Here is a 19,342-nt window from a genome sequence, read left to right on the forward strand (position 1 = left end):
ATAATTGAGAATACGGAAAGGTGAGTATAATGTCCTTAAAAGAAAACTATCCATTTCAAATCATAGATGAAAAAAGCAATGTTTTAACGTTTCAATTAGAACATTCAGAAGTTATAGCCAGAATTTTTGTATTAGAGAAAGATCTGATACGAGTGCTGATATCAAAAGGGGATGAGCTGAAGGTGAAAAAAACTTGGCTTGTCGCTCCGGGAATGGATGACGTTCCGTTTGAAGGAAGAGATCGACTGGACTTGTCACCGTTCTCACTTCCAGCATATACGTTTCAAGACCAAGGCAGCTATTGCATGGTTGAAACCGAAAAGTTAAAACTGCATATTGAGCTGAATGGATTTAAAATTACCTGGTTCTCCAAAGACAGGGATGGAAATGAACAGCAAATTGCAGCAGATCGAAATACTCAGGCTTATAACTTCGATGGCTCATTAGGGGAAGGGATTTTCCATTATCTCAAGCGTACAGCAGATGAACAGTATTTCGGGCTGGGGGAGAAAAGCGGAGAAACTGACCGTTACGGAAAGCGCTACCGGATGTTAAGTATAGATCCAATGGGTTATGATGCACAGCATACGGATCCATTATATAAACATATTCCTTTTTATATCACGAGAAATAGCCAAACCAGTCTGTCTTTCGGCATCTTTTATGACAATATGGCACAGAGTGTTTTTGATATGGGAAATGAAATGGATAATTATCATGGCTGGTATCGATACTATCAATCTATGGCGGGAGACTTAGATTATTATTTGATTTTAGGGCCTGAAGTGAAAGATGTTGTAAAAAAATACTCTTGGCTGACGGGCAAAACCATTTTTGCCCCTAAATGGAGTTTTGGATATTCTGGTTCAACGATGACCTATACAGATGCCCCTGACGCGCAGGATCAATTGAAAAAGTTCATTGAAGAATGTGAAGAACACGATATCATTTGTGAATCATTCCAATTATCTTCTGGATATACATCTATTAAAGATAAGCGTTATGTGTTCAATTGGAATACTGATAAGTTTCCCGATGCGAAAGGGTTTATAAAGGAGTACCACGAAAAAGGCGTAAGACTTTGCGCAAATATCAAACCGGCATTGCTGAAAGATCACCCATTGTTCAATGAATTAAAAGAAAAGAAATTGTTTATTTTGAATGAAAATGGCGAAGTGGAGATGGCGCAATTCTGGGATGAAGTTGGTGCGTATCTTGATTTTACGAATGAAGAGTCCATTAACTGGTGGAAGCAAAAGGTCAAAGAACAGCTGTTAGAGTACGGAATAGACTCCACTTGGAATGATAATAATGAATTTGAGATTTGGGCTAAAAACGTTGTTTGCAATGGCTTTGGTGAGGAAACGAACTTTGAAAATATACGGGCCATTCAGCCGCTTCTTATGATGAAAGCTTCTTATGAAGCACAAAAGGAGTTTGCTCCTGAGATCAGACCGTATTTAATTTCTAGATCAGGAAGTCCGGGAATGCAGCGTTATGTTCAAACATGGTCTGGAGATAACTATACAAGCTGGAAATCGTTGAAATACAATATTAAAATGGGAATTGGATTAAGCTTATCTGGTATTTATAATATTGGTCATGATATCGGCGGTTTTTCAGGTCCGGCTCCGGAACCGGAATTATTAGTTAGATGGGTACAGAATGGCGTTTTCCATCCGCGCTTTACGATCCATTCCTGGAATGATGATAAAACGGTTAATGTCCCTTGGATGTATGAGGAAGATGCGGGTCTTATCCGAAATCTCATCAAGTTCCGTCATCGTATCATTCCATATCTATATACGGCGCTGTACCGAGCACATGAAAAGTACGAACCGATTATTCGTCCGACTTTTTATGAATTTGAAGCAGATGAAAAAACATTTGAAGAAAATGATGATTTCATGCTGGGTGAATCAATGCTCGTTGCTTCTGTAGTTGAAAAAGGACAGAGGGAACGCTCTGTATATTTACCGAAATACGAAGAAGGCTGGTATGATTTCCATACTTCCGACTGGTATGAAGGAGGGCAAACTGTTTCGCTCCCCGCACCATTGGCCTATAACCCTTTGTTAATAAAAGCTGGAAGTATTATACCTATCAATGATGCTGAAGTTTCATTTGCGGATAAAGAAAAGGACGGGCGGGGCTTCTTGCTGTTCCCTGTTAAACAATCAGGGAGCACCTTCTATGAGCTTTATGAGGATGATGGCATCTCAGCTAATTACCGGGTAAATCATACAATGATTTCAGTTCAAATGGATGCTGATCAAGAAGCGATAAAAGTAAGCCTTAAAGTGAAAGGAGAATATGAACTTCCATACAGCACATTGCGTTTTTATTTACCTGAAAACGAACAAAGAAGATTATATATAAATGGTGAAGAACCATCAAGGAATAACAGCAGTTACACAGTACATCTGTAAAAGCTGCTCCCCGAAGGCAGAGGGATCGATTGATGGGGGAACAGAACAGGGGGCTGCAGGCCGAAGCGGTGCTCCCCGGAAAGTGTCCCTGAAACAAAAATCCTTTACACCTAGCAAAAAATATCAAATTTCCCGCCTGAGGAAATTTGATATTTTTATATGACCCAGCTTACCTTATTCTGACCTTGTTAAAAATCAGTAAATGAAATACATTGCGTATCGCTGAATGCAGCATGCAGGGCAGCCGCTTCATTCGGCTTCAAGCTGAAGCGTGGAAATATGAAAAAACTGTTTAATGCCAAGCGCACAAGCACCGAGAACACAAGCTTGTTTCCCAAGGTTTGAGACGTATAGGTGCTTGTAATGGCTAATGTTCGATACTAAGTTATCTTCAATGCGTGCAACCGATTCTGGATATACGCGCAGCAGTTCACTGTTCAGCACGACAACAGCAGGATTATATAAGTTAATCATGTTGTTTAGGCCGACACTTAAATAAAGAATAAACGAATCCAGCATCTCAACAACTGTTTCGTCATTTTCCTGCAGCCAGCCGCACACATCGTCAAGTGTGACGTAATCACGGCCTTTTTTTTCAGCGAGCTCATGATAAAAGGCAGATTCTGAGCCGTATTGTTCCCAGCAGCCTTTATTTCCGCAGCTGCACGGTTTACCGTTTGGGACGATAATCATATGGCCGGGTTCACCCGCAAAGCCGTCTTCTCCTTTGTAAAACGACTCATTCATCATAATGCCCAGTCCAATACCGGAAGAGAGGCTGGCGCCAAGCAGGTTTTTCGCGTCGTGATGTTCAAAAACCCGCTCTGCCAATGAACAGAGATTTGCATTGTTTTCAATCGTGACCGAAATTCCTGCTGCCTGTTCTAAATCTTCTTTCAGCTTCACATTATTCCAGCCGAGGCGGGGGACAAAATGTACTTCCTCTTTCAGTGTGACCAGTCCGTGGATGCCGACAACGACACTGACCAGCCCATAGCGGCTGGAAGAAACCTGTTCTTGAAAATGGGCAATTTGCTGAGATGCTGTCTGAATGATATCCTCATAGTTCATAGAGCTAAGCGGCACGGTTTCAAGGGAAATCAGCTTGCCGAGCAAATCCGACAGAGCAAACGTCATAGTTCCATAATCGAGATCAATGCCAAGTGCAAATCCGGCTTCCCGGTTGATCGAAAGCATGATTGGACGCCGGCCGACAGAATGGTGCTCATGACGGGTTTCAATAATCAGCTCATCATCAAGCAAGTCTGCTGCCTGAACAGAAATCGTTGCCCGGGTTAAAGCTGTCAATTTTGATAAATCTGCCCGTGAAATCATTTTTTTTTCAATGATTTTTTGTAAAATCAGCGAGCGGTTAATTTGCTTTATGTATGCAGCATCGCCCGTTGCGGCCATAAAAACTTCCTCCTTCGTTTAATTACGGTTTTACTCGAAAAAAAGAGTGGTTGCACCAAAAAAATAAATAATACAGTTATTATACAATAATTTGTTTGGTAAACAAATAAGGCTTGCCAATAAATAAAATCGTTTACTTTAGAAGAGGAAGAAAATGATTTTCAAGGAAGGAGTAAAAGAGCATTGCCCAAGACTGTCCCCGCTCGGTGAAAAAGAAGGTTCATTCTAGAACCGAGTAAAAAATGTAAAAAAAATCGAAATAGTTAGGGAGTGCTGTTCCACGACATCATTCTCCTGAGAAAATACTGTAAAAGTTACAAGCCTGAGGCTTTTTAGTTCATGATTGACGGATGATTTGACACATGATAATTTATAATTAATTCGTTTGGTAAACAAATTAAGATAACGGACTTTGAAAGGGTTTACAAATATTGATAAATTTATTGAAGGAGGAAGACTCATGACTTCGTTTTTGACAAAAGACTTCTTGCTATACAACGAAACAGCTATTGCTCTTTATGAAAAAGCAGCAAAAGACCTGCCAGTTTTTGATTTTCATTGCCATCTTGATCCAAAGGAAATTTGGGAGAATAAACCGTATAAAAATATTACCCAGCTTTGGCTTGGAGGAGACCATTATAAATGGCGCCTCCTCCGCATTCACGGTATTGAAGAGGAACGTATTACTGGAAATGCAAGTGACTGGGAGAAGTTCGAAGCTTGGGCAGAGACAGTTCCATATTTAGTCGGCAATCCGCTTTACCATTGGACACATATGGAATTAAAAAAATATTTTGGGATCGACAAGCTGCTGACGCCTGCTACAGCAAAAGAAATTTGGGAAGAATGCAACAAAAAATTACAGCAGCCGGGCTATTATCCGCGTGATTTCATCAATAGATCAAATGTGGCTTTTATCGGTACGACGGATGATCCGGTATCTAATTTACGCTATCACAGGCTGCTGGCTGAGGATGAGACGTTCCGCATCACCGTTGCACCGACATTCAGGCCGGATGGCGCCTTATTCATTGAACGCCCCAAATTTATCGAATGGATAGCTAAGCTGTCTGATATATCAGGTATTAAAATAGAGACATTTGAAGATTTTTTAAAGGGTTTGCAGCAGCGTGTTGATTTCTTCCATGAAAATGGAGGCCGGGCATCTGACCATGATGTGCAAAAAATGGTTTATACAGAGACAACAAAACAAGAAGCAGCGCAGATCTTTGCTAAACGCCAAAAGAAAGAAACATTAACAGAAGAAGAGGTGCTGCGCTACCGTTCGTTCATATTAAAAGAGCTGGGGAAAATGTACGCAGCAAAAGAATGGGTCATGCAGCTTCATATAGGCGCAATGCGCAGCAATAATACACCGATGAAGGAGAAGCTTGGACCAGACACAGGATTTGACTCACCGGGAGATGGCGATGTGGCAGAAGGATTATCACGCTTTTTGGATGCGCTTGAAACGGAAGGCAGCCTGCCGAGGACGATTCTGTTTAATTTAAATCCGAAAGACAATCCAGTGCTTGCGGCAATGACCGGCAACTTCTCTGAAGCAGGAGTGCCAGGGAAAATCCAATTCGGTTCTGCTTGGTGGTTTAACGATCATATAGACGGGATGGAGCAACAAATGAAAACTCTTGCAAATGTAGGAATGCTCAGCCACTTTATCGGTATGCTGACGGATTCACGCAGCTTTATTTCATACGAACGGCATGATTATTTCCGCCGCATTGTATGTAATCTGCTTGGCGAATGGGCAGAACAGGGGAAAGCAGTGAATAATATTGAATTTTTAGCACAAATGGTCCGCAATATCGGTTATGAAAATGCTAAGAGATACTTTTTAACGCGCAAAGGAGGAACTGGAAATGGGAATTCTACAGGAGCTGTTAAAGGACATACCGGTGCCGAGAATGATGAAAGTAAGACAGCGCTTTGATAATCAACAGATTGAAGATTTGACTGCCGCGTTAAATGACAAACTTAATCAAGAAAAAATAATTTCCCTTATAAAGCCGGGCATGTCGATTGCTGTCGCAGTCGGCAGCCGGGGAGTGGACCGAATTGTTGAAATCACAGCTGCAACGATTGCTTTTTTAAAAGAATGCGGAGCAGAGCCGTTTATCGTGCCAAGCATGGGAAGCCATGGCGGTGCGACAGCGGAAGGGCAGAGGGATGTCCTTCGCCATCTGGGTGTTACCGAGGAAAGCGCAGGTGCACCAATTCGTTCCACGATGGAGGTCGTGAAGCTTGGTGAGCTGGAAAACGGATTGCCGGTCTATATTGACAAGTTTGCTTCTGAAGCGGACGGCCTCGTTGTCATTAACCGGATTAAACCGCATACCGCTTTTCGCGGACCGGTAGAGAGCGGCATAATGAAAATGATCAGTATTGGCCTCGGGAAGCAAAAAGGGGCAGAAGCATGCCACCAGATGGGCTTTAAGTATATGGCGGAAAACGTACCGGCCATGGCGCAAATTATCATGAACGAGCGGCCGTTCCTTTTCGGAGTGGCGACAGTTGAAAACGCCTTTGATAAAGCGGCAATTGCGGATGTATTGATGAAGCAGGATATTATGGTTCATGAAAAACTGCTGCAGGTTAAGGCGAAAGAAATGCTGCCAAAGCTGTTTTTTGATCAGATAGATGTCCTGGTAATTGATGAAATCGGAAAAAATATTAGCGGAGACGGCATGGATCCGAACATTACCGGCCGCTTTCCAACCCCTTATGCAACAGGAGGTCCGGATGTAAGTAAAATGGTCGTGCTGGACTTAACACATGAAACAGAAGGAAATGCCAATGGAGTGGGGACAGCTGATTTTACAACACAGCGGCTCGTAGACAAAATGGACCGTGAAGCAACATATGCCAATGGCCTGACCTCAACGGTTTGCGCGCCGACAAAAATTGCGACGACCCTGGCGAATGACCAAGAAGCGATCAAAGCAGCGATTAAAACATGCAATATTTTAGACTTTACGGAGGTCAAATTGGTCCGCATCAAAAATACCCTGGAAATAGCGGAAATTGAAGTATCAGAAGCATTGTATAATTATGTGAAAGATCATCCGCAATTAGAGGCTGTCACAGAGCCGGCGGAATGGAATTTTGACGAGAACGGAAATCTAGCTTAATTCTTGGGAGGGAATAGCATGAACACACTATTTGATTTAAGCGGAAAAACAGTGGCAGCAATCGGCGGCAACAGTGTGCTTGGTTCATCCATGGCAAAAGGGCTGGCTGCCCACGGGGCGAAAATTGCGATTGTTGGGCGTAATCTTGAAAAAGCAGAAGCAGTTGTAAAGGAAATTCAAGAAATGGGCGGAGAAGCCAAAGCGTTTCAGGCAGATGTTGTCTCACGGAATCAGCTGGAGAAAGCGGCAGCCGATATTGAAGCATGGAGCGGGGGGGTTGATATTTTGTTAAATGCACCTGGAAAAAACAGTGCCACGCCATTTTTTGAATTGGAGATGGACGAATGGGATGATATTATGGATGTCAATTTAAAGGGCATTGTGGTAACATGCCAAGTTTTTGCAAAAAAAATGATTGAACAAAAGCGGAAAGGCAGCATTATTAATATCTCATCCGTTTCCTCGACGACGCCGCTGTCTAAAGTGTTTACCTACTCTGTGTCAAAGGCAGGATTAAATAGTGTAACGCAATTTTTGGCGCGGGAGTTTGCACCAGAAGGTATTCGCGTAAATGCTATTATACCAGGATTCTTTCCAGCAGAACAAAACCGGAAAATTTTAAGTGAAGAACGGACAGCATCTATTATGAATCATACACCAATGAAGCGTTTTGGCAATCCGGACGAATTACAGGGGGCCGCTGTATTCTTAGCATCTGATAAGGCATCCAGTTTTGTAACAGGGACTGTGATCCGAGTAGACGGCGGATTCGGCAGCATGACAATTTAACAGGAAGGATGACAGCATGGCAGAGGAAAGATACAGGAAAACCGCGATAATTTTTCAGAAACGGTTTCATCAGATGAACGGCTGGAGCCGTCTTTTTAAAAAAGATTTGCATGTTTTCCCGTGAGCTTCCATCCCTTTGCCTGCCTGTAAATCTCGCCGAAGGCAAAAAACAAAAGCAGAAAAGGATAAAAGGGTATACAAGCCTTTTTTAAAATGTTGTAAGATTAAGGGAGAATGGAAAACAGAGGGGAAATAATTAAAGGGATTTATGAATCTCATTTGCCGGTTAGTAATCATTCCAGATCAATTGAATGTTATTTGGAGGAAGCTCATCAAGGAGATAAGAAGACTTTTTAGGTAGAAATAGCGAAAGAGCGGGTTTGGACTATGGGACTCAGATAAAGCCAATACACCTTGCGATCCTTCATGGAGATTAGGGCGGAAATATCAAGGGAGCTTTTGTTTTTGGACCTATCAGCAGCGTTATTCCAAATTAACCCTCAATCTTCAGCTTTATACTTTAATGATCCAGATGGAAACTCTTTGCTTCTCTGTATATGAAAATAATTGTTAAGATTATTCGGAAAGTAGTAGATGAAGAAACCGCGGGAAAGGGGAGGTTAACTTGGCGGACCAAGAAAAGAGATCCCGCAGTTTTATGCTCTTTGCTGAAGAAGAGTGCAGAGGATTGAGTTCATGATGTAAATTTCTGTCCGATAAAATATCTGAAGATTATGAACTTAATTCAATTTGCAGTCATGCAGGAGATGGACAGCCTTCCCGAACCTTTTCTTTGGCACAGTTCATTACCTTTTGCTAAAAGACAAAGAACACCCATTAAAAGAGTTTTTGAAACAAACCCATTAAGGGGCTTAGGAACATAAAAAATAAGATAAAAGCGGTGAGATTATCATGATTCATTTTTTTGAGTACAACTGGCAGGTTAGAGACGAATGGTTTGAATGGTGCGAGCAACTAACAGCAGAGGAGTTGTTACAAGATCGTATAGGCGGAGCAGGGAGTATTTTATATACTTTTTTTCACATTATAGACGTTGAAAATAGTTGGATTCGCGGTATACAGGGTAAAGAAGACGCGGTATTCGATTTTAATAATTATAAGACTCTTGAGAAGGTGAAAACTCTCTCAAATACACTGCGTGATGAAATAGCTGCATTTTTGAAGACCTGTTTAGATGAAAAGCATGATGAAATGGTAACTGTTCCTTGGGATGAAGGAGAATATTCTCAAGATGCCATATTACATCATATCATTGCCCATGAAATTCATCATATTGGCCAATTGTCTGTTTGGGCGAGAGATTTAGAACGAACGCCAGTATCTGCTAATTTTATCGGCAGGCAGTTAAAATCAGCAGAGTCTTATTAAGCACAGAAGACTCGTTTTAATGTGGGGAGATTCAAACGATTTGGATAGAATGCTTAGAAGTGAGACAATTCTGTAGATATTTTAAGAGGGGGGAGACTTTTATGGTCATTCGAGAGATAAGTGTTGAAGATGCAGAAAGCTTTTCAAATTTGATAAAGGAAGTGGAGGGTAATTCAGATTTTATGCTAATGGGAAAGGGAGAAAGAAAAACTGCTCCAGAACAAGAAAAAAAGAGATTAGAACAAGTAGAGAAGAAAAATAATTCAACGATATTTGTAGCTGAAGAGAAAGGTAAATTAGTTGGCTATATAATTGCAATAGGCGGCAGTGTAAAAAGAACAAAGCATTCTGCATATCTGGTGATTGGTATTTTACAAGAGTTCAGGGGGAAGGGAATAGGGACGAAATTGTTTGAACATGTAACTAAATGGGCGCAGGCAAGCAACATCTCAAGGTTAGAACTAAGTGTTGTAACAGAAAACAAGGCAGGGATCGCATTATATAAAAAAAGCGGTTTTGAAATTGAGGGCACTAAAAGAAATTCATTTATTATAGACGGCCGGCCGTATAATGAGTTTTTTATGGCAAAACTTTTGCAGAAATAATCAGAAGTGTAAAAAAAGCGGATTTAGTGATAAGCATGATTTTTTAAAACAAACTAAGCCTAGATAGCTAATCAATTCCTTTCAATACATATTGAGGCATTAGATGGAGTAAGGTATTCCTTTTCGCCTATAGAAAAATCAGCCGTTTGCTGACGATCCATTTCTGCATATTGAACAACCTTATCATCATGAAGAAATACTAATAAATAGATATCATCTCTGTAATCGATGCTGCTTCGGTCGTGAAAATCGACACCTAATTGTTCATTTATGGATTCTTGCGGAGTATAAGGCGTAAATAGATAGGCTTTCTCCCAATCGAAATTGGTTATAGATTTTACATCTATTTCATTTTTACTTTTTTCTTCTACAATAGAAGAAAAGGATTTTTCTAACTCTTTATTGTGTTGGGCACATCCCACTAATAATAGTAAAGAAAGAATAACAACTGTAAGTTTCTTCAAATTCATCCCCCTTTATCATAATATTGTAAAAAATCTTCTGTTTCAATATCAACTTAGCATTGAATATAGAAGAAACAGTGAAAAAAGGGGGCTGATAAGAAAGTTAAGAATGACAGAAAAGCCCTCCTTCTGTTAATAGGAAGGAGGAATGTGATAAATACCTGTAATGTAACATCTACTGTTTTTTTTCTCTAACAGAATTACTAAACGAATGTCCGCCAGGAGGGGGACATAGTTAGAAAAAAAGATCCTCAGAAGATTCAATTAAGACACTTTAGGTGTTATGATTTAGCGGCATTGTCTATCTCTTGTAAAGATACTGCTTCAATGCACTTGATTAATGCTGCCCAATCAAGATTTGCCCATCCTCTTGCGATTCCTTCTGAGTAATGATTTTTCGCTAAGTCCGCAAGCGGCAATAAAGCGGAAACCTGATCTGCAGCTGACAGCATTAATTCTACATCTTTCAAACCAAGATTCATTTTAAAACCTGCTGGTTCAAAATTACGTTCTGCAATTATATTTCCATAGTTTTGATAAATAGGAGAAGCAAATAGTGTATTAACAATCTCAAGAAACTGTTTTTGTTCTATTCCGTACTTTTCTACCAGAATTAAAACTTCAGAAAGCGCTTCTAGCATGGCTACAATCAGGAAGTTATTACCGAGTTTCGCAACATTTGATAAATATCCCTCATCGCCTACGACAAAAATATTTTGACCTATTGCTTCTAAAACTGGCCATATTTTTTTTCGGGCTTTTTGAGGTCCTGCGACAATCAAACGCAGAGCAGCAGCCGCGGCTGCGTCTGGACGGCCTAATACTGTTGCTGAAACAAATTGTTGTCCCCGCTCAGAATGAGCCTTTGCTAATTTCTGAGCACATTCAACGCTAATCGTGCTCACTGCAACGTGAATACCGCCTTCTGCTAAACCTTCTAAAATTCCATTTTGCCCAAAAACGATCTCCTCAGTAGATTTATCGTCAGAGAGTATAGTAAAGACAAGGTTTGTCTCACGAGCACTTTCAACTGGGGAAGCAGCTAATCGTGCCCCCTTTTCAACTAGTGGTTTAGCCTTATTTGCAGTACGATTAAAGACAACCAACTGATGACCAGCCTGTAACATGTTTTGGGCGATAGGCAATCCCATATTTCCAAGTCCAATTACTCCAATTTTCATTTTTCTTCACTCCATTTCTTAATTAGTTGCGATACTCTGATAGGCAGAAATAAAAGAGGTTTCTGGCACACTGACTATTTTTCCGAGACGGCATTAGCTGCAGATTGAACATTTAAACCAGCCACGGAAGCCACATCTAAAGAGCCTCCTGAAAATTATGGAACGATCAGTCCGGATAAGGTAAAAAAAATTACAGTAATTCCAAAATGGTCTCAATCATATCATAAAGTACCTCTTTGTCTTTTTTTACTTTTGAAAGAACGTTAATACTATGATTGAGGTTTAATAACAAGCAAGATAGTACATGTATGTCTTTAGCCTGATCAATTTCTCCTGATGCTTGTCCTTTTTTTAAAACTTCATAAAAGGTATTCTCTAAATCATCAAAGCTTTCCTTCACTAATTGATTAAATTTTTCATCTGGAGAACTTAAAGAGATAGCTGCATTTGTAATCAGACAGCCTTTTGGAAAATCTTCAGAGTAGGCTAATTCGATATGCATAGCAAAAAAACTCTTTATCCCTTTCTTTACAGTTGGAGCATTCAATAAGGCTTTTTTCTTTTCACTTCTCATTTTTTTATAATGATCAATAGTTTGACAATAAAGAGTCTGCTTATCAATAAATGTCTCATATAGGCTTGATCGACTGATTTCCATAGCATGCAGCAGATCAGGAATACTGGTCAATTGATAGCCTTTTTCCCAAAAAACCAGCATTGCTTTATTTAACACTTGCTCTTGATTAAATCCTTTTAATCGCGCCATAGTACTTCACCTCCTAACTTATCCATAGTTTACCAATTATGAACCAATCGGTCCAGATAAATCTGGGAAAAAGAGCATATAAAAGGCCACGCCTCCAATAAGCCGCTTATTATATTTTTGCAAATTCAGCGCTCTCTGCAGCAGGAAAAAGATTATTAAGCGAAATATATTTCTATTTATTAAGGATAAGATGAGAGAAGAAATTCAGCAGCTGGAATAAATTAAAAGAAACCGATGGTGTTGAGGTGTCCGTTAAGGGAACGACAACCAAAATATTTAACCGATGATGTAATGAAAGAAAATCTTAGAATAGGAGAATTTTATAGAATTGAAGAAGATGACTATAATTTCATTTGTATACTTATTGAGCCGATAGTTAATGATAATTTGTTGCCGGGTGAATTTGTTGTTTAAACACTAATTTTGGATTTTGATATTAACCGTGGAGAAGAAATCACTGATGATGCAGCTTGAGCAATATTGTCTGTTCTAACCAGATGCCTCCTATGATACACTTGGTTTATCAAATTTTACCAAATGTTTATTTTCAATTTAGAGATGAGAGGGATGATTTATATTATGAATAAGTTTGGAATTCTTTCCATTCTCACTGTGTTGAGCAATGTTTTAATATTCTTCATTCTGAGGGGTCCAAATGCCAATTTGTCGGTAATTATTATCACACTCGGTTTACTGTCATTACTAGGAATCATTCTTGCACTTATTTCAAAGAAATGGCTGTCAGGTATAATGGGCATTTTGTTTAAAGGTGCTGGGTTTGTCTTTGCATTTCTCTTACTATTAGCTCAAAGGATAGGCGGCTAACCTCCATTTTTTAAGCAATTTAATGAAGTCAAAAAAAGGGAGTTCTTATATTTAGGAAAGCTCCCTTATTAATGAACTCTTTCTAGCATTATTGAGTGAAGAAAGTACACCTAAAAGAATGGATTAACCTGTCAAAATCAATAGTTTTTGGACAAAATTTTATTAAATAAGTTTATAGATATGGGGGAGAGCAATTGCTTTATGAACACGAAAAACTATATCCAGATTGCCCAGTCATTATTAGGATAGTGAAGGTTGGAGGAAATAGCAAATCACAGCTTATTCATAAATTGGAACAATCCTCTATTTTAATGAATGAGTATGCAGAAAGGCTATTAGCGGATGAGAAATTTACGATTTCTGATATAAAGTACTCCCTTGAGACTGTTGAATTACCAGTCTGTTATCTGGGCTTTCCTGACGGAGCTACAACAAATCAGATTTATAGCAAAGCGAGAGAATTTTGTTTGGAATTATGTCCGGTTGAATTAGGACCTTACCTTAGATTAGAATATCTCAATCAGCCTGAAGGAAATTCAGGGAAATCATTACTTCGAAATCAAGCTCCACAGGGTTCAGTTACAATAGCTTCAGAGATACTTACAGAAGATGATGAATTTCCAAAGGGATTTTATCTTAGGAAAATTAACGGTGTGTTATGGCTTAGAGGCTACTGTGCGGATCATATGCATGTTTGGAAGCCTGATGATCATTTCATCTTTTGTAAGAAAACTTGAAGTTTAAAAATTACATAGAAAGAGATACAGGTTGGATATATATTGAACATTTATTAGACAAACCTACTTCCATTCTTTCAACTTCATTCTTTTCAGCGACTTAGAAAAAAATATTGAAAGAAATCGGCTATGAAATTCAAATACAATTGGAAATGAGGTGTGTGATGAAGATTAGGAAAGCCGATCAAACAGATGCTTATGGCATTGCTAAAGTACAGGTTGATAGTTGGCAAACCACATATAAGAATATTGTTCCAGATGATTTTTTAGAAGAAATGACATATGAGAAAAGAGAACCAAAATGGAAAGAAATCATTTTAAATCAAGAAGTATTTGTCTCTGAAACAAATGACGGTGAAATTGTTGGCTTCTCTAACGGTGGGAAAGAACAGGTAAGTACCCTAAATTTAAGGGAGAACTATATGCTATATATATTTTAAAAGAATACCAAAGAAAAGGGATAGGTAAATTATTGTTTGAAGCAATCATCAAAGACCTAATAAACAAGGGGATATTTTCTATGACTGTGTTATGTTAGAAGAAAACAGCTCTCGCCTTTTTTATGCGTCTCTTGGAGCCAGAAGGATAGATACTATTGTGATTGAGATTTCAGGTAAAAAACTAAATGAATTTGTTTATGGATGGGAGGATATAAGAGAGCTGTGTAAGCAAATGAAATAACTTAGAATAAGAAACTGATTTTAGATGCAATAAGCCTTTTTGAAAATATAAGGTAAAGATTATTGTTAAGGAGGGGATTAAATGAAAGAAGTGCCATTTGAACCGTCAACGGATTCTTACGATAAACAGCTAATCGAAATTGATAAGCAGATATGCTCTTTGTTCAAACAACGGAAGGATTTGTCAAACAACCCAGGATTTCCACCGGATGATATTATTTCGAAATGGGCTTTAAAGTATGATCTTTATGAAGATTATTTAAGAGCGATATTTTGGACTTTGAAAATGTACGATTCCTTTAAAACTCGAATTGAACCGACTGGATTTAGAAAACACATATCGGTATTACAATCAGTTGAAAAAGATCGTCGTGTATATTCCGTAACTGTTATTAGGCAGTATGAGAATGCGAGTGTTATACAGCTCCATATTGATTGGGATGAATATTATGAATCAAAAATTGAAATCGTTCGACATCATCATAATACTTTTGAATTGATTTTAGGAGAGCCATACGATTGTTGGCAAGATCAGGCTGGAGGGTCAACAGGACATTTCACATACAACTTCATTATTTCTCCGCCGTTACCAGACGATCTTCCTGAAATGGACTTCGTTTTTAGAGAGTATGATGATTCTCACGAAAAACCCACAGGTCTTGAAATTGTTATTTAAACAAAACAATAAGACAAGTTATGGATACAATTACCGAGTTCTTTTATTGGAAGGATAGGAAGATTAATTTTCGGGTCTGTTGTTATTTGTCCTATTCTGTTCCTTTAGTTCATCTCGAATAGCTTTTAAATATTCATTTCTTTGTTTCATTGATTTTATTGTAGTAATTACGTAATAGATTCCGAAAATAAGGAGTCCTAAATATATCAAAATGTTAAACATCCCAAAAAGCCCCATCATTTGCATGTAATTCCCTCCTGTAAAATTCTTTCTCTAAAAGGGTAACATAAAATGTCATCTTAGAGCAGGTATTTGTAAAATGCGGTTTCACCATTTTTGGAGAAAGTGAAATTAGCGAATCATTCGGAATCCTTCAGCAAAAAAAAGACAGAAGTAGACTCAGGCGGGATTTAATTTTATAATTGAATCATTGAAAATTCTCGTGTCAAAAAGCTGCAGTACAATTATGTACTGTATCTTTTATTGTTGAAACGAAAATAAAACGGCGAGAGTGGACGATTTTAAAATTTGTGAAGTACCAATACATAAATAAATGCTGAAATACATGAGGAGTGCGATATGGAAACTTATTTAGAACTGCTGGAGGATATACTTGAGAATGGAGCTGTGAAGGGCGATCGAACAGGGACAGGCACTTTATCTGTTTTTGGCCGTCAGCTTCGGTTTGATTTAAGTAAAGGTTTTCCGTTGCTGACTACAAAACGGGTACCCTTTCGTTTGGTGGCCAGTGAACTTTTATGGTTTTTAAAGGGAGATACCAATATACGTTATTTGTTAGAGCACAATAATAATATTTGGAATGAATGGCCATTTAAGAAATGGGTAGAGAGTGAAGAATATGACGGACCTGATATGACCGATTTTGGAATCCGAAGCCAAAAGGATCCTGAATTTAAAGAGCTGTACAACAAAGAAATGGAAAAGTTTAAAGAGAGAATTCTGCATGATGATGATTTCGCAAAAGAATATGGCGAGCTTGGACCCGCTTACGGATCTCAGTGGAGAAACTGGGAGACGAAAGAAGGTTTTTCAATCGATCAAATCGGGAATCTCATTCATGAAATTAAAGTGAACCCCAATTCACGCCGCCTATTGGTGAATGCTTGGAATACGGGAGAAGTAAGCAAAATGAAACTGCCGCCTTGTCATTATGCCTTTCAGTTTTATGTAGCAGACGGGAAATTATCCTGTATGTGGCAGCAGCGGTCAGTCGATACGTTTCTTGGATTGCCCTTTAATATTGCAAGCTATGCATTATTGACTCATATGGTGGCTCAGCAATGTGACTTAGAAGTGGGTGATTTAATCTTTAATGGCGGAGATGTCCATCTATATTCGAATCATATTGAACAAGCTAAAATTCAATTATCAAGAGATACAAAAGCACTGCCTGAATTGAAAATCAAAAGAAAGCCAAATTCAATCTTCAGCTATGATCTGGAGGATTTTGAAATCCTTAACTATGATCCTCATCCACATATTAAAGCGGAAGTTGCGGTTTAATTTTAATCTGAGTGTTATTTTTTACATATGAGCCCAAGATATAAGTGTCTTGGGTTTATGTGTTGAAAGGGGTTTAATGCTGATGATTTCGTTTATTGTTGCAATGGATAAAAACAATGTAATCGGAAATGATAACAGGCTGCCGTGGCATTTGCCGGCAGATTTGGCTTTTTTTAAAAAGACAACAATGGGCCATCCGATTGTTATGGGAAGAAAAACATTTGAGTCAATTGGCAGAGTACTGCCCGGAAGAGAAAATATCATTATAACCAGGGATACAGCGTATAACCAGGAAGGCTGTACGGTTATACACTCCATTGACGAACTGAAAGAAATGGAAAAAGAGACAAAAGAAGAATTATTTGTAATCGGCGGTGCGGAAATATTCAAACAGACGTTTGAAATAGCGGACCGACTATATATCACATTCATCAATGAAGAATTCGAAGGAGATACGCATTTCCCGAAGATGGATATAAATGAATGGAAGGTTCAATCGAAGGAAAAAGGATTAAAGGATGAAAAGAATCCATATGAATATTATTTCATCGTATATGATAAAATTCGATAATTTGGAAGGATCGACTTCATGAATCCATCAAATGAATATAGGCAAAATGAGCAAGGCTTAACAATCATTTTTAGAATGGATTGGGAAGGCTGGGCGAATCTGAAACATCAAATTTCTCAAAGGGAATTTGGTGTTTTTTCATAGCAGTCTCTTTCAAGATTTCCAAATCTTTGCTATAAACAGTAAATTCAATGCGCATTTTGTTTTGACTTTTCTTTTGTCCAAATTATTTTCTACTTCCCGTTAATCCTGCATATGGTAAGAAAACGGATGAAGAGGCAGAAAAGGTAGAATATTTGGATAAATTCATTTCATTCAGAATCGTTAAGTGCTATAATAAGTGAATTATTGATGAGAAAGGGAATGAGGGTTGTTATGAATCATACTGCGGCAATGAAAAAAGGGATTCATCTAGAAGATATTTTAATCGCATACCGTGAATTAAAAGAGATTGTTTCTCATACACCTCTTCAGAAGAATCAGCGTCTCTCGGACAAATACGAATGCAATGTTTATTTGAAGCGGGAAGATTTACAGCACGTCCGCTCTTTCAAACTCCGCGGGGCGTTCTATAAGATGAAGAGTCTGACCAGCGAAGAAACAAAAAATGGGGTTGTTTGTGCAAGTGCGGGGAATCATGCACAAGGGGTAGCCTATGCTTGCAGCATGCTTGGAATCCACGGAAAGATTTTCATGCCTGCAACGACACCGAGGCAAAAGGTAAACCAGGTTGCCTTATTTGGAAAAGAGCTGGTTGAAATTATTCTTGTCGGAGATACTTTTGATGATTCTTTTGCTAAAGCAAATGAGTGTGCGGGTAAGGAAGGGAGAACGTTTATTCATCCATTCGATGATGAAATGGTCATTGCCGGTCAAGGGACAGCGGCTGTTGAAATCATCAATGATTGCGATGAAGATATCGATTTTGTTTTCGCTGCCATCGGAGGCGGCGGGTTAATGGCAGGATTATCTACATATTTTCAGGCGGTATCGCCTAAAACTGCCTGCATTGGTGTAGAACCATTAGGGGCTGCTTCAATGAAATATTCTCTGGATCTGGGGACCGTTACGGAGATGGATCATATTGATACGTTTGTTGACGGTGCAGCTGTTAAATGTGTCGGATCAAAAACATACCAGATATGTAAGGAAACTCTCTCTGATATTGTATGTGTGCCAGAGGGGAAAATCTGTACTTCCATCCTTGATTTATATAATGAGCATGCGATTGTGGCTGAGCCGGCCGGTGCCATTTCGGTAGCAGCCCTTGATCAATATAAGGAACAAATCAAAGGAAAAACGGTTGTTTGCATGGTAAGCGGGGGCAACAATGATATTAGCCGAATGCAGGAAATCAAGGAGAAATCTCTTCTTTATGAAGGCCTGCTCTATTATTTCATTGTCAATTTTCCTCAGCGGGCTGGAGCTTTACGAGAGTTTCTTGATGAGGTGCTCGGACCTGACGATGATATCAGCCGCTTCGAATATACAAAGAAAAACAATAAAGAAAGCGGGCCGGCTCTTGTCGGAATCGAACTTGCAAAGAAAGAGGACTATGAGGGTCTCAAAGCCAGATTGAAGAAAAAAGGTTTTCCTTTTGTTGAAGTCAATAAAGACAGCAGCTTGTTTAACCTGTTAATTTAACGAGAAGGATGGATAGCTCCATTCTGGATTTCCGGCAGACGGTCTCGAGAGAAGAACTTTTCGAGAGCGTCTGCCTATTTTATTCTTAATAAAGGCAACAATATCAAGCTTCATAACTAGCAAACACGTTCTTCATTGATTAGAAGGAAGGACCGTTATCTTTGGCTTTGTCATCATTGAAAAAAAGTATTATAATGTCAGTAATCAAGGAAGAAATTAAAAAACTGACCTAAAAAGGGGATGTTCCCATGTCAAACATTGGCATACCTGGATTAATTCTAATTTTGCTTGTGGCATTAATTGTGTTTGGCCCTAAGAAACTTCCTGAAATCGGCCGTGCTTTTGGCCAGACGCTCCGTGAGTTTAAAAAGTCAACGCAAGAGCTGACTCATGATGAATTTGATGAAGAGAAAAAGAAAGAGCTGAAGAAAGAGATTAAGTAAGGAAAGCATCAGGACTTACATACATGATTGAACGTCTGCATCTTGCGGGCGTGACTGATA

At 39.0% G+C, this 19,342-nt stretch carries 19 protein-coding genes; 15 read left to right on the forward strand and 4 right to left on the reverse strand.

The features are described 5' to 3' along the window. Window positions 1-29 precede the first annotated feature (29 nt). The gene (locus tag BQ4305_RS10645; protein WP_110927762.1) at window positions 30-2,429 is read left to right on the forward strand and encodes a glycoside hydrolase family 31 protein; all 2,400 of its coding nucleotides are present in this window, start codon (window positions 30-32) and stop codon (window positions 2,427-2,429) included. Between the two features lie 249 nt (window positions 2,430-2,678). Here BQ4305_RS10645 and BQ4305_RS10655 read toward each other — a convergent pair whose 3' ends face one another. Continuing rightward, the gene (locus tag BQ4305_RS10655) at window positions 2,679-3,842 is read right to left on the reverse strand and encodes an ROK family protein (RefSeq protein ID WP_110927764.1); all 1,164 of its coding nucleotides are present in this window, start codon (window positions 3,840-3,842) and stop codon (window positions 2,679-2,681) included. 460 nt (window positions 3,843-4,302) lie between these two features. Here BQ4305_RS10655 and uxaC point away from each other — a divergent pair, with 460 nt between their 5' ends. From uxaC to BQ4305_RS10680, 5 genes are all read left to right on the forward strand, one after another. After that, the gene (gene uxaC, locus BQ4305_RS10660) at window positions 4,303-5,790 is read left to right on the forward strand and encodes a glucuronate isomerase (protein ID WP_110927765.1); all 1,488 of its coding nucleotides are present in this window, start codon (window positions 4,303-4,305) and stop codon (window positions 5,788-5,790) included. Beyond that, window positions 5,720-6,988 carry a nickel pincer cofactor-dependent isomerase, group 22 gene (locus BQ4305_RS10665; protein ID WP_110927766.1) on the forward strand — a complete coding sequence of 423 codons (1,269 nt, stop codon included), beginning with the start codon at window positions 5,720-5,722 and terminating at the stop codon, window positions 6,986-6,988. The genes uxaC and BQ4305_RS10665 overlap by 71 nt, the downstream gene beginning before the upstream one ends. An 18-nt stretch (window positions 6,989-7,006) precedes the next feature. Further along, on the forward strand, window positions 7,007-7,777 hold the full coding sequence (locus BQ4305_RS10670) for an SDR family oxidoreductase (protein ID WP_110927767.1): 771 nt from the start codon (window positions 7,007-7,009) through the stop codon (window positions 7,775-7,777). 912 nt (window positions 7,778-8,689) lie between these two features. Then, window positions 8,690-9,166, forward strand: a complete 477-nt coding sequence (locus BQ4305_RS10675) for a DinB family protein (protein WP_110927768.1) — start codon at window positions 8,690-8,692, stop codon at window positions 9,164-9,166. A gap of 101 nt (window positions 9,167-9,267) precedes the next feature. After that, the gene (locus BQ4305_RS10680) at window positions 9,268-9,771 is read left to right on the forward strand and encodes a GNAT family N-acetyltransferase (RefSeq protein WP_110927769.1); all 504 of its coding nucleotides are present in this window, start codon (window positions 9,268-9,270) and stop codon (window positions 9,769-9,771) included. 71 nt (window positions 9,772-9,842) lie between these two features. Here the strand turns inward: BQ4305_RS10680 and BQ4305_RS10685 are convergent, their stop codons facing one another. The 3 genes from BQ4305_RS10685 to BQ4305_RS10695 all read right to left on the reverse strand — a co-directional run bounded on the left by BQ4305_RS10685 (window position 9,843) and on the right by BQ4305_RS10695 (window position 12,182). Further along, entirely contained in the window at window positions 9,843-10,235 is a 393-nt protein-coding gene (locus tag BQ4305_RS10685) for a hypothetical protein (protein WP_234396931.1), read from the reverse strand. A 281-nt stretch (window positions 10,236-10,516) separates the two neighbouring features. Then, on the reverse strand, window positions 10,517-11,416 hold the full coding sequence (locus tag BQ4305_RS10690) for an NAD(P)-dependent oxidoreductase (protein ID WP_110927771.1): 900 nt from the start codon (window positions 11,414-11,416) through the stop codon (window positions 10,517-10,519). Between the two features lie 190 nt (window positions 11,417-11,606). Then, a complete protein-coding gene (locus BQ4305_RS10695) occupies window positions 11,607-12,182 on the reverse strand; it encodes a TetR/AcrR family transcriptional regulator (protein ID WP_110927772.1) in 576 nt (191 codons plus the stop codon). Between the two features lie 579 nt (window positions 12,183-12,761). Between BQ4305_RS10695 and BQ4305_RS10700 the strand changes: the two genes are divergently transcribed. From BQ4305_RS10700 to tatA, 9 genes are all read left to right on the forward strand, one after another. Then, entirely contained in the window at window positions 12,762-13,007 is a 246-nt protein-coding gene (locus BQ4305_RS10700; RefSeq protein ID WP_110928012.1) for a hypothetical protein, read from the forward strand. A gap of 194 nt (window positions 13,008-13,201) precedes the next feature. Then, a complete protein-coding gene (locus BQ4305_RS10705) occupies window positions 13,202-13,744 on the forward strand; it encodes a helicase (protein WP_110927773.1) in 543 nt (180 codons plus the stop codon). A gap of 164 nt (window positions 13,745-13,908) precedes the next feature. Further along, window positions 13,909-14,184: a hypothetical protein gene (locus BQ4305_RS22080; RefSeq protein ID WP_324611575.1), complete on the forward strand. Its 276-nt coding sequence runs from the start codon at window positions 13,909-13,911 to the stop codon at window positions 14,182-14,184. Next, window positions 14,178-14,282 (forward strand): GNAT family N-acetyltransferase, encoded by a 105-nt coding sequence (locus BQ4305_RS22085; RefSeq protein ID WP_324611580.1) that lies wholly within the window; start codon window positions 14,178-14,180, stop codon window positions 14,280-14,282. Before BQ4305_RS22080 ends, BQ4305_RS22085 begins: the two co-directional genes overlap by 7 nt. Window positions 14,283-14,506: 224 nt before the next feature. Further along, window positions 14,507-15,100 (forward strand): hypothetical protein, encoded by a 594-nt coding sequence (locus tag BQ4305_RS10715; RefSeq protein WP_110927774.1) that lies wholly within the window; start codon window positions 14,507-14,509, stop codon window positions 15,098-15,100. A gap of 579 nt (window positions 15,101-15,679) precedes the next feature. Then, window positions 15,680-16,624 carry a thymidylate synthase gene (locus tag BQ4305_RS10725; protein WP_110927776.1) on the forward strand — a complete coding sequence of 315 codons (945 nt, stop codon included), beginning with the start codon at window positions 15,680-15,682 and terminating at the stop codon, window positions 16,622-16,624. An 82-nt stretch (window positions 16,625-16,706) separates the two neighbouring features. Beyond that, window positions 16,707-17,195 (forward strand): dihydrofolate reductase, encoded by a 489-nt coding sequence (locus tag BQ4305_RS10730; protein WP_110927777.1) that lies wholly within the window; start codon window positions 16,707-16,709, stop codon window positions 17,193-17,195. Window positions 17,196-17,570: 375 nt separating this feature from the next. Continuing rightward, on the forward strand, window positions 17,571-18,839 hold the full coding sequence (gene ilvA / locus BQ4305_RS10735; RefSeq protein WP_110928013.1) for a threonine ammonia-lyase IlvA: 1,269 nt from the start codon (window positions 17,571-17,573) through the stop codon (window positions 18,837-18,839). 248 nt (window positions 18,840-19,087) lie between these two features. Beyond that, the gene (gene tatA / locus BQ4305_RS10740) at window positions 19,088-19,282 is read left to right on the forward strand and encodes a twin-arginine translocase TatA/TatE family subunit (RefSeq protein ID WP_110927778.1); all 195 of its coding nucleotides are present in this window, start codon (window positions 19,088-19,090) and stop codon (window positions 19,280-19,282) included. The last annotated feature ends 60 nt before the right edge of the window (window positions 19,283-19,342 follow it).

The organism is Bacillus massiliglaciei, from assembly GCF_900098925.1.
GTDB classification, from domain to species: domain Bacteria; phylum Bacillota; class Bacilli; order Bacillales; family DSM-1321; genus Peribacillus; species Peribacillus massiliglaciei.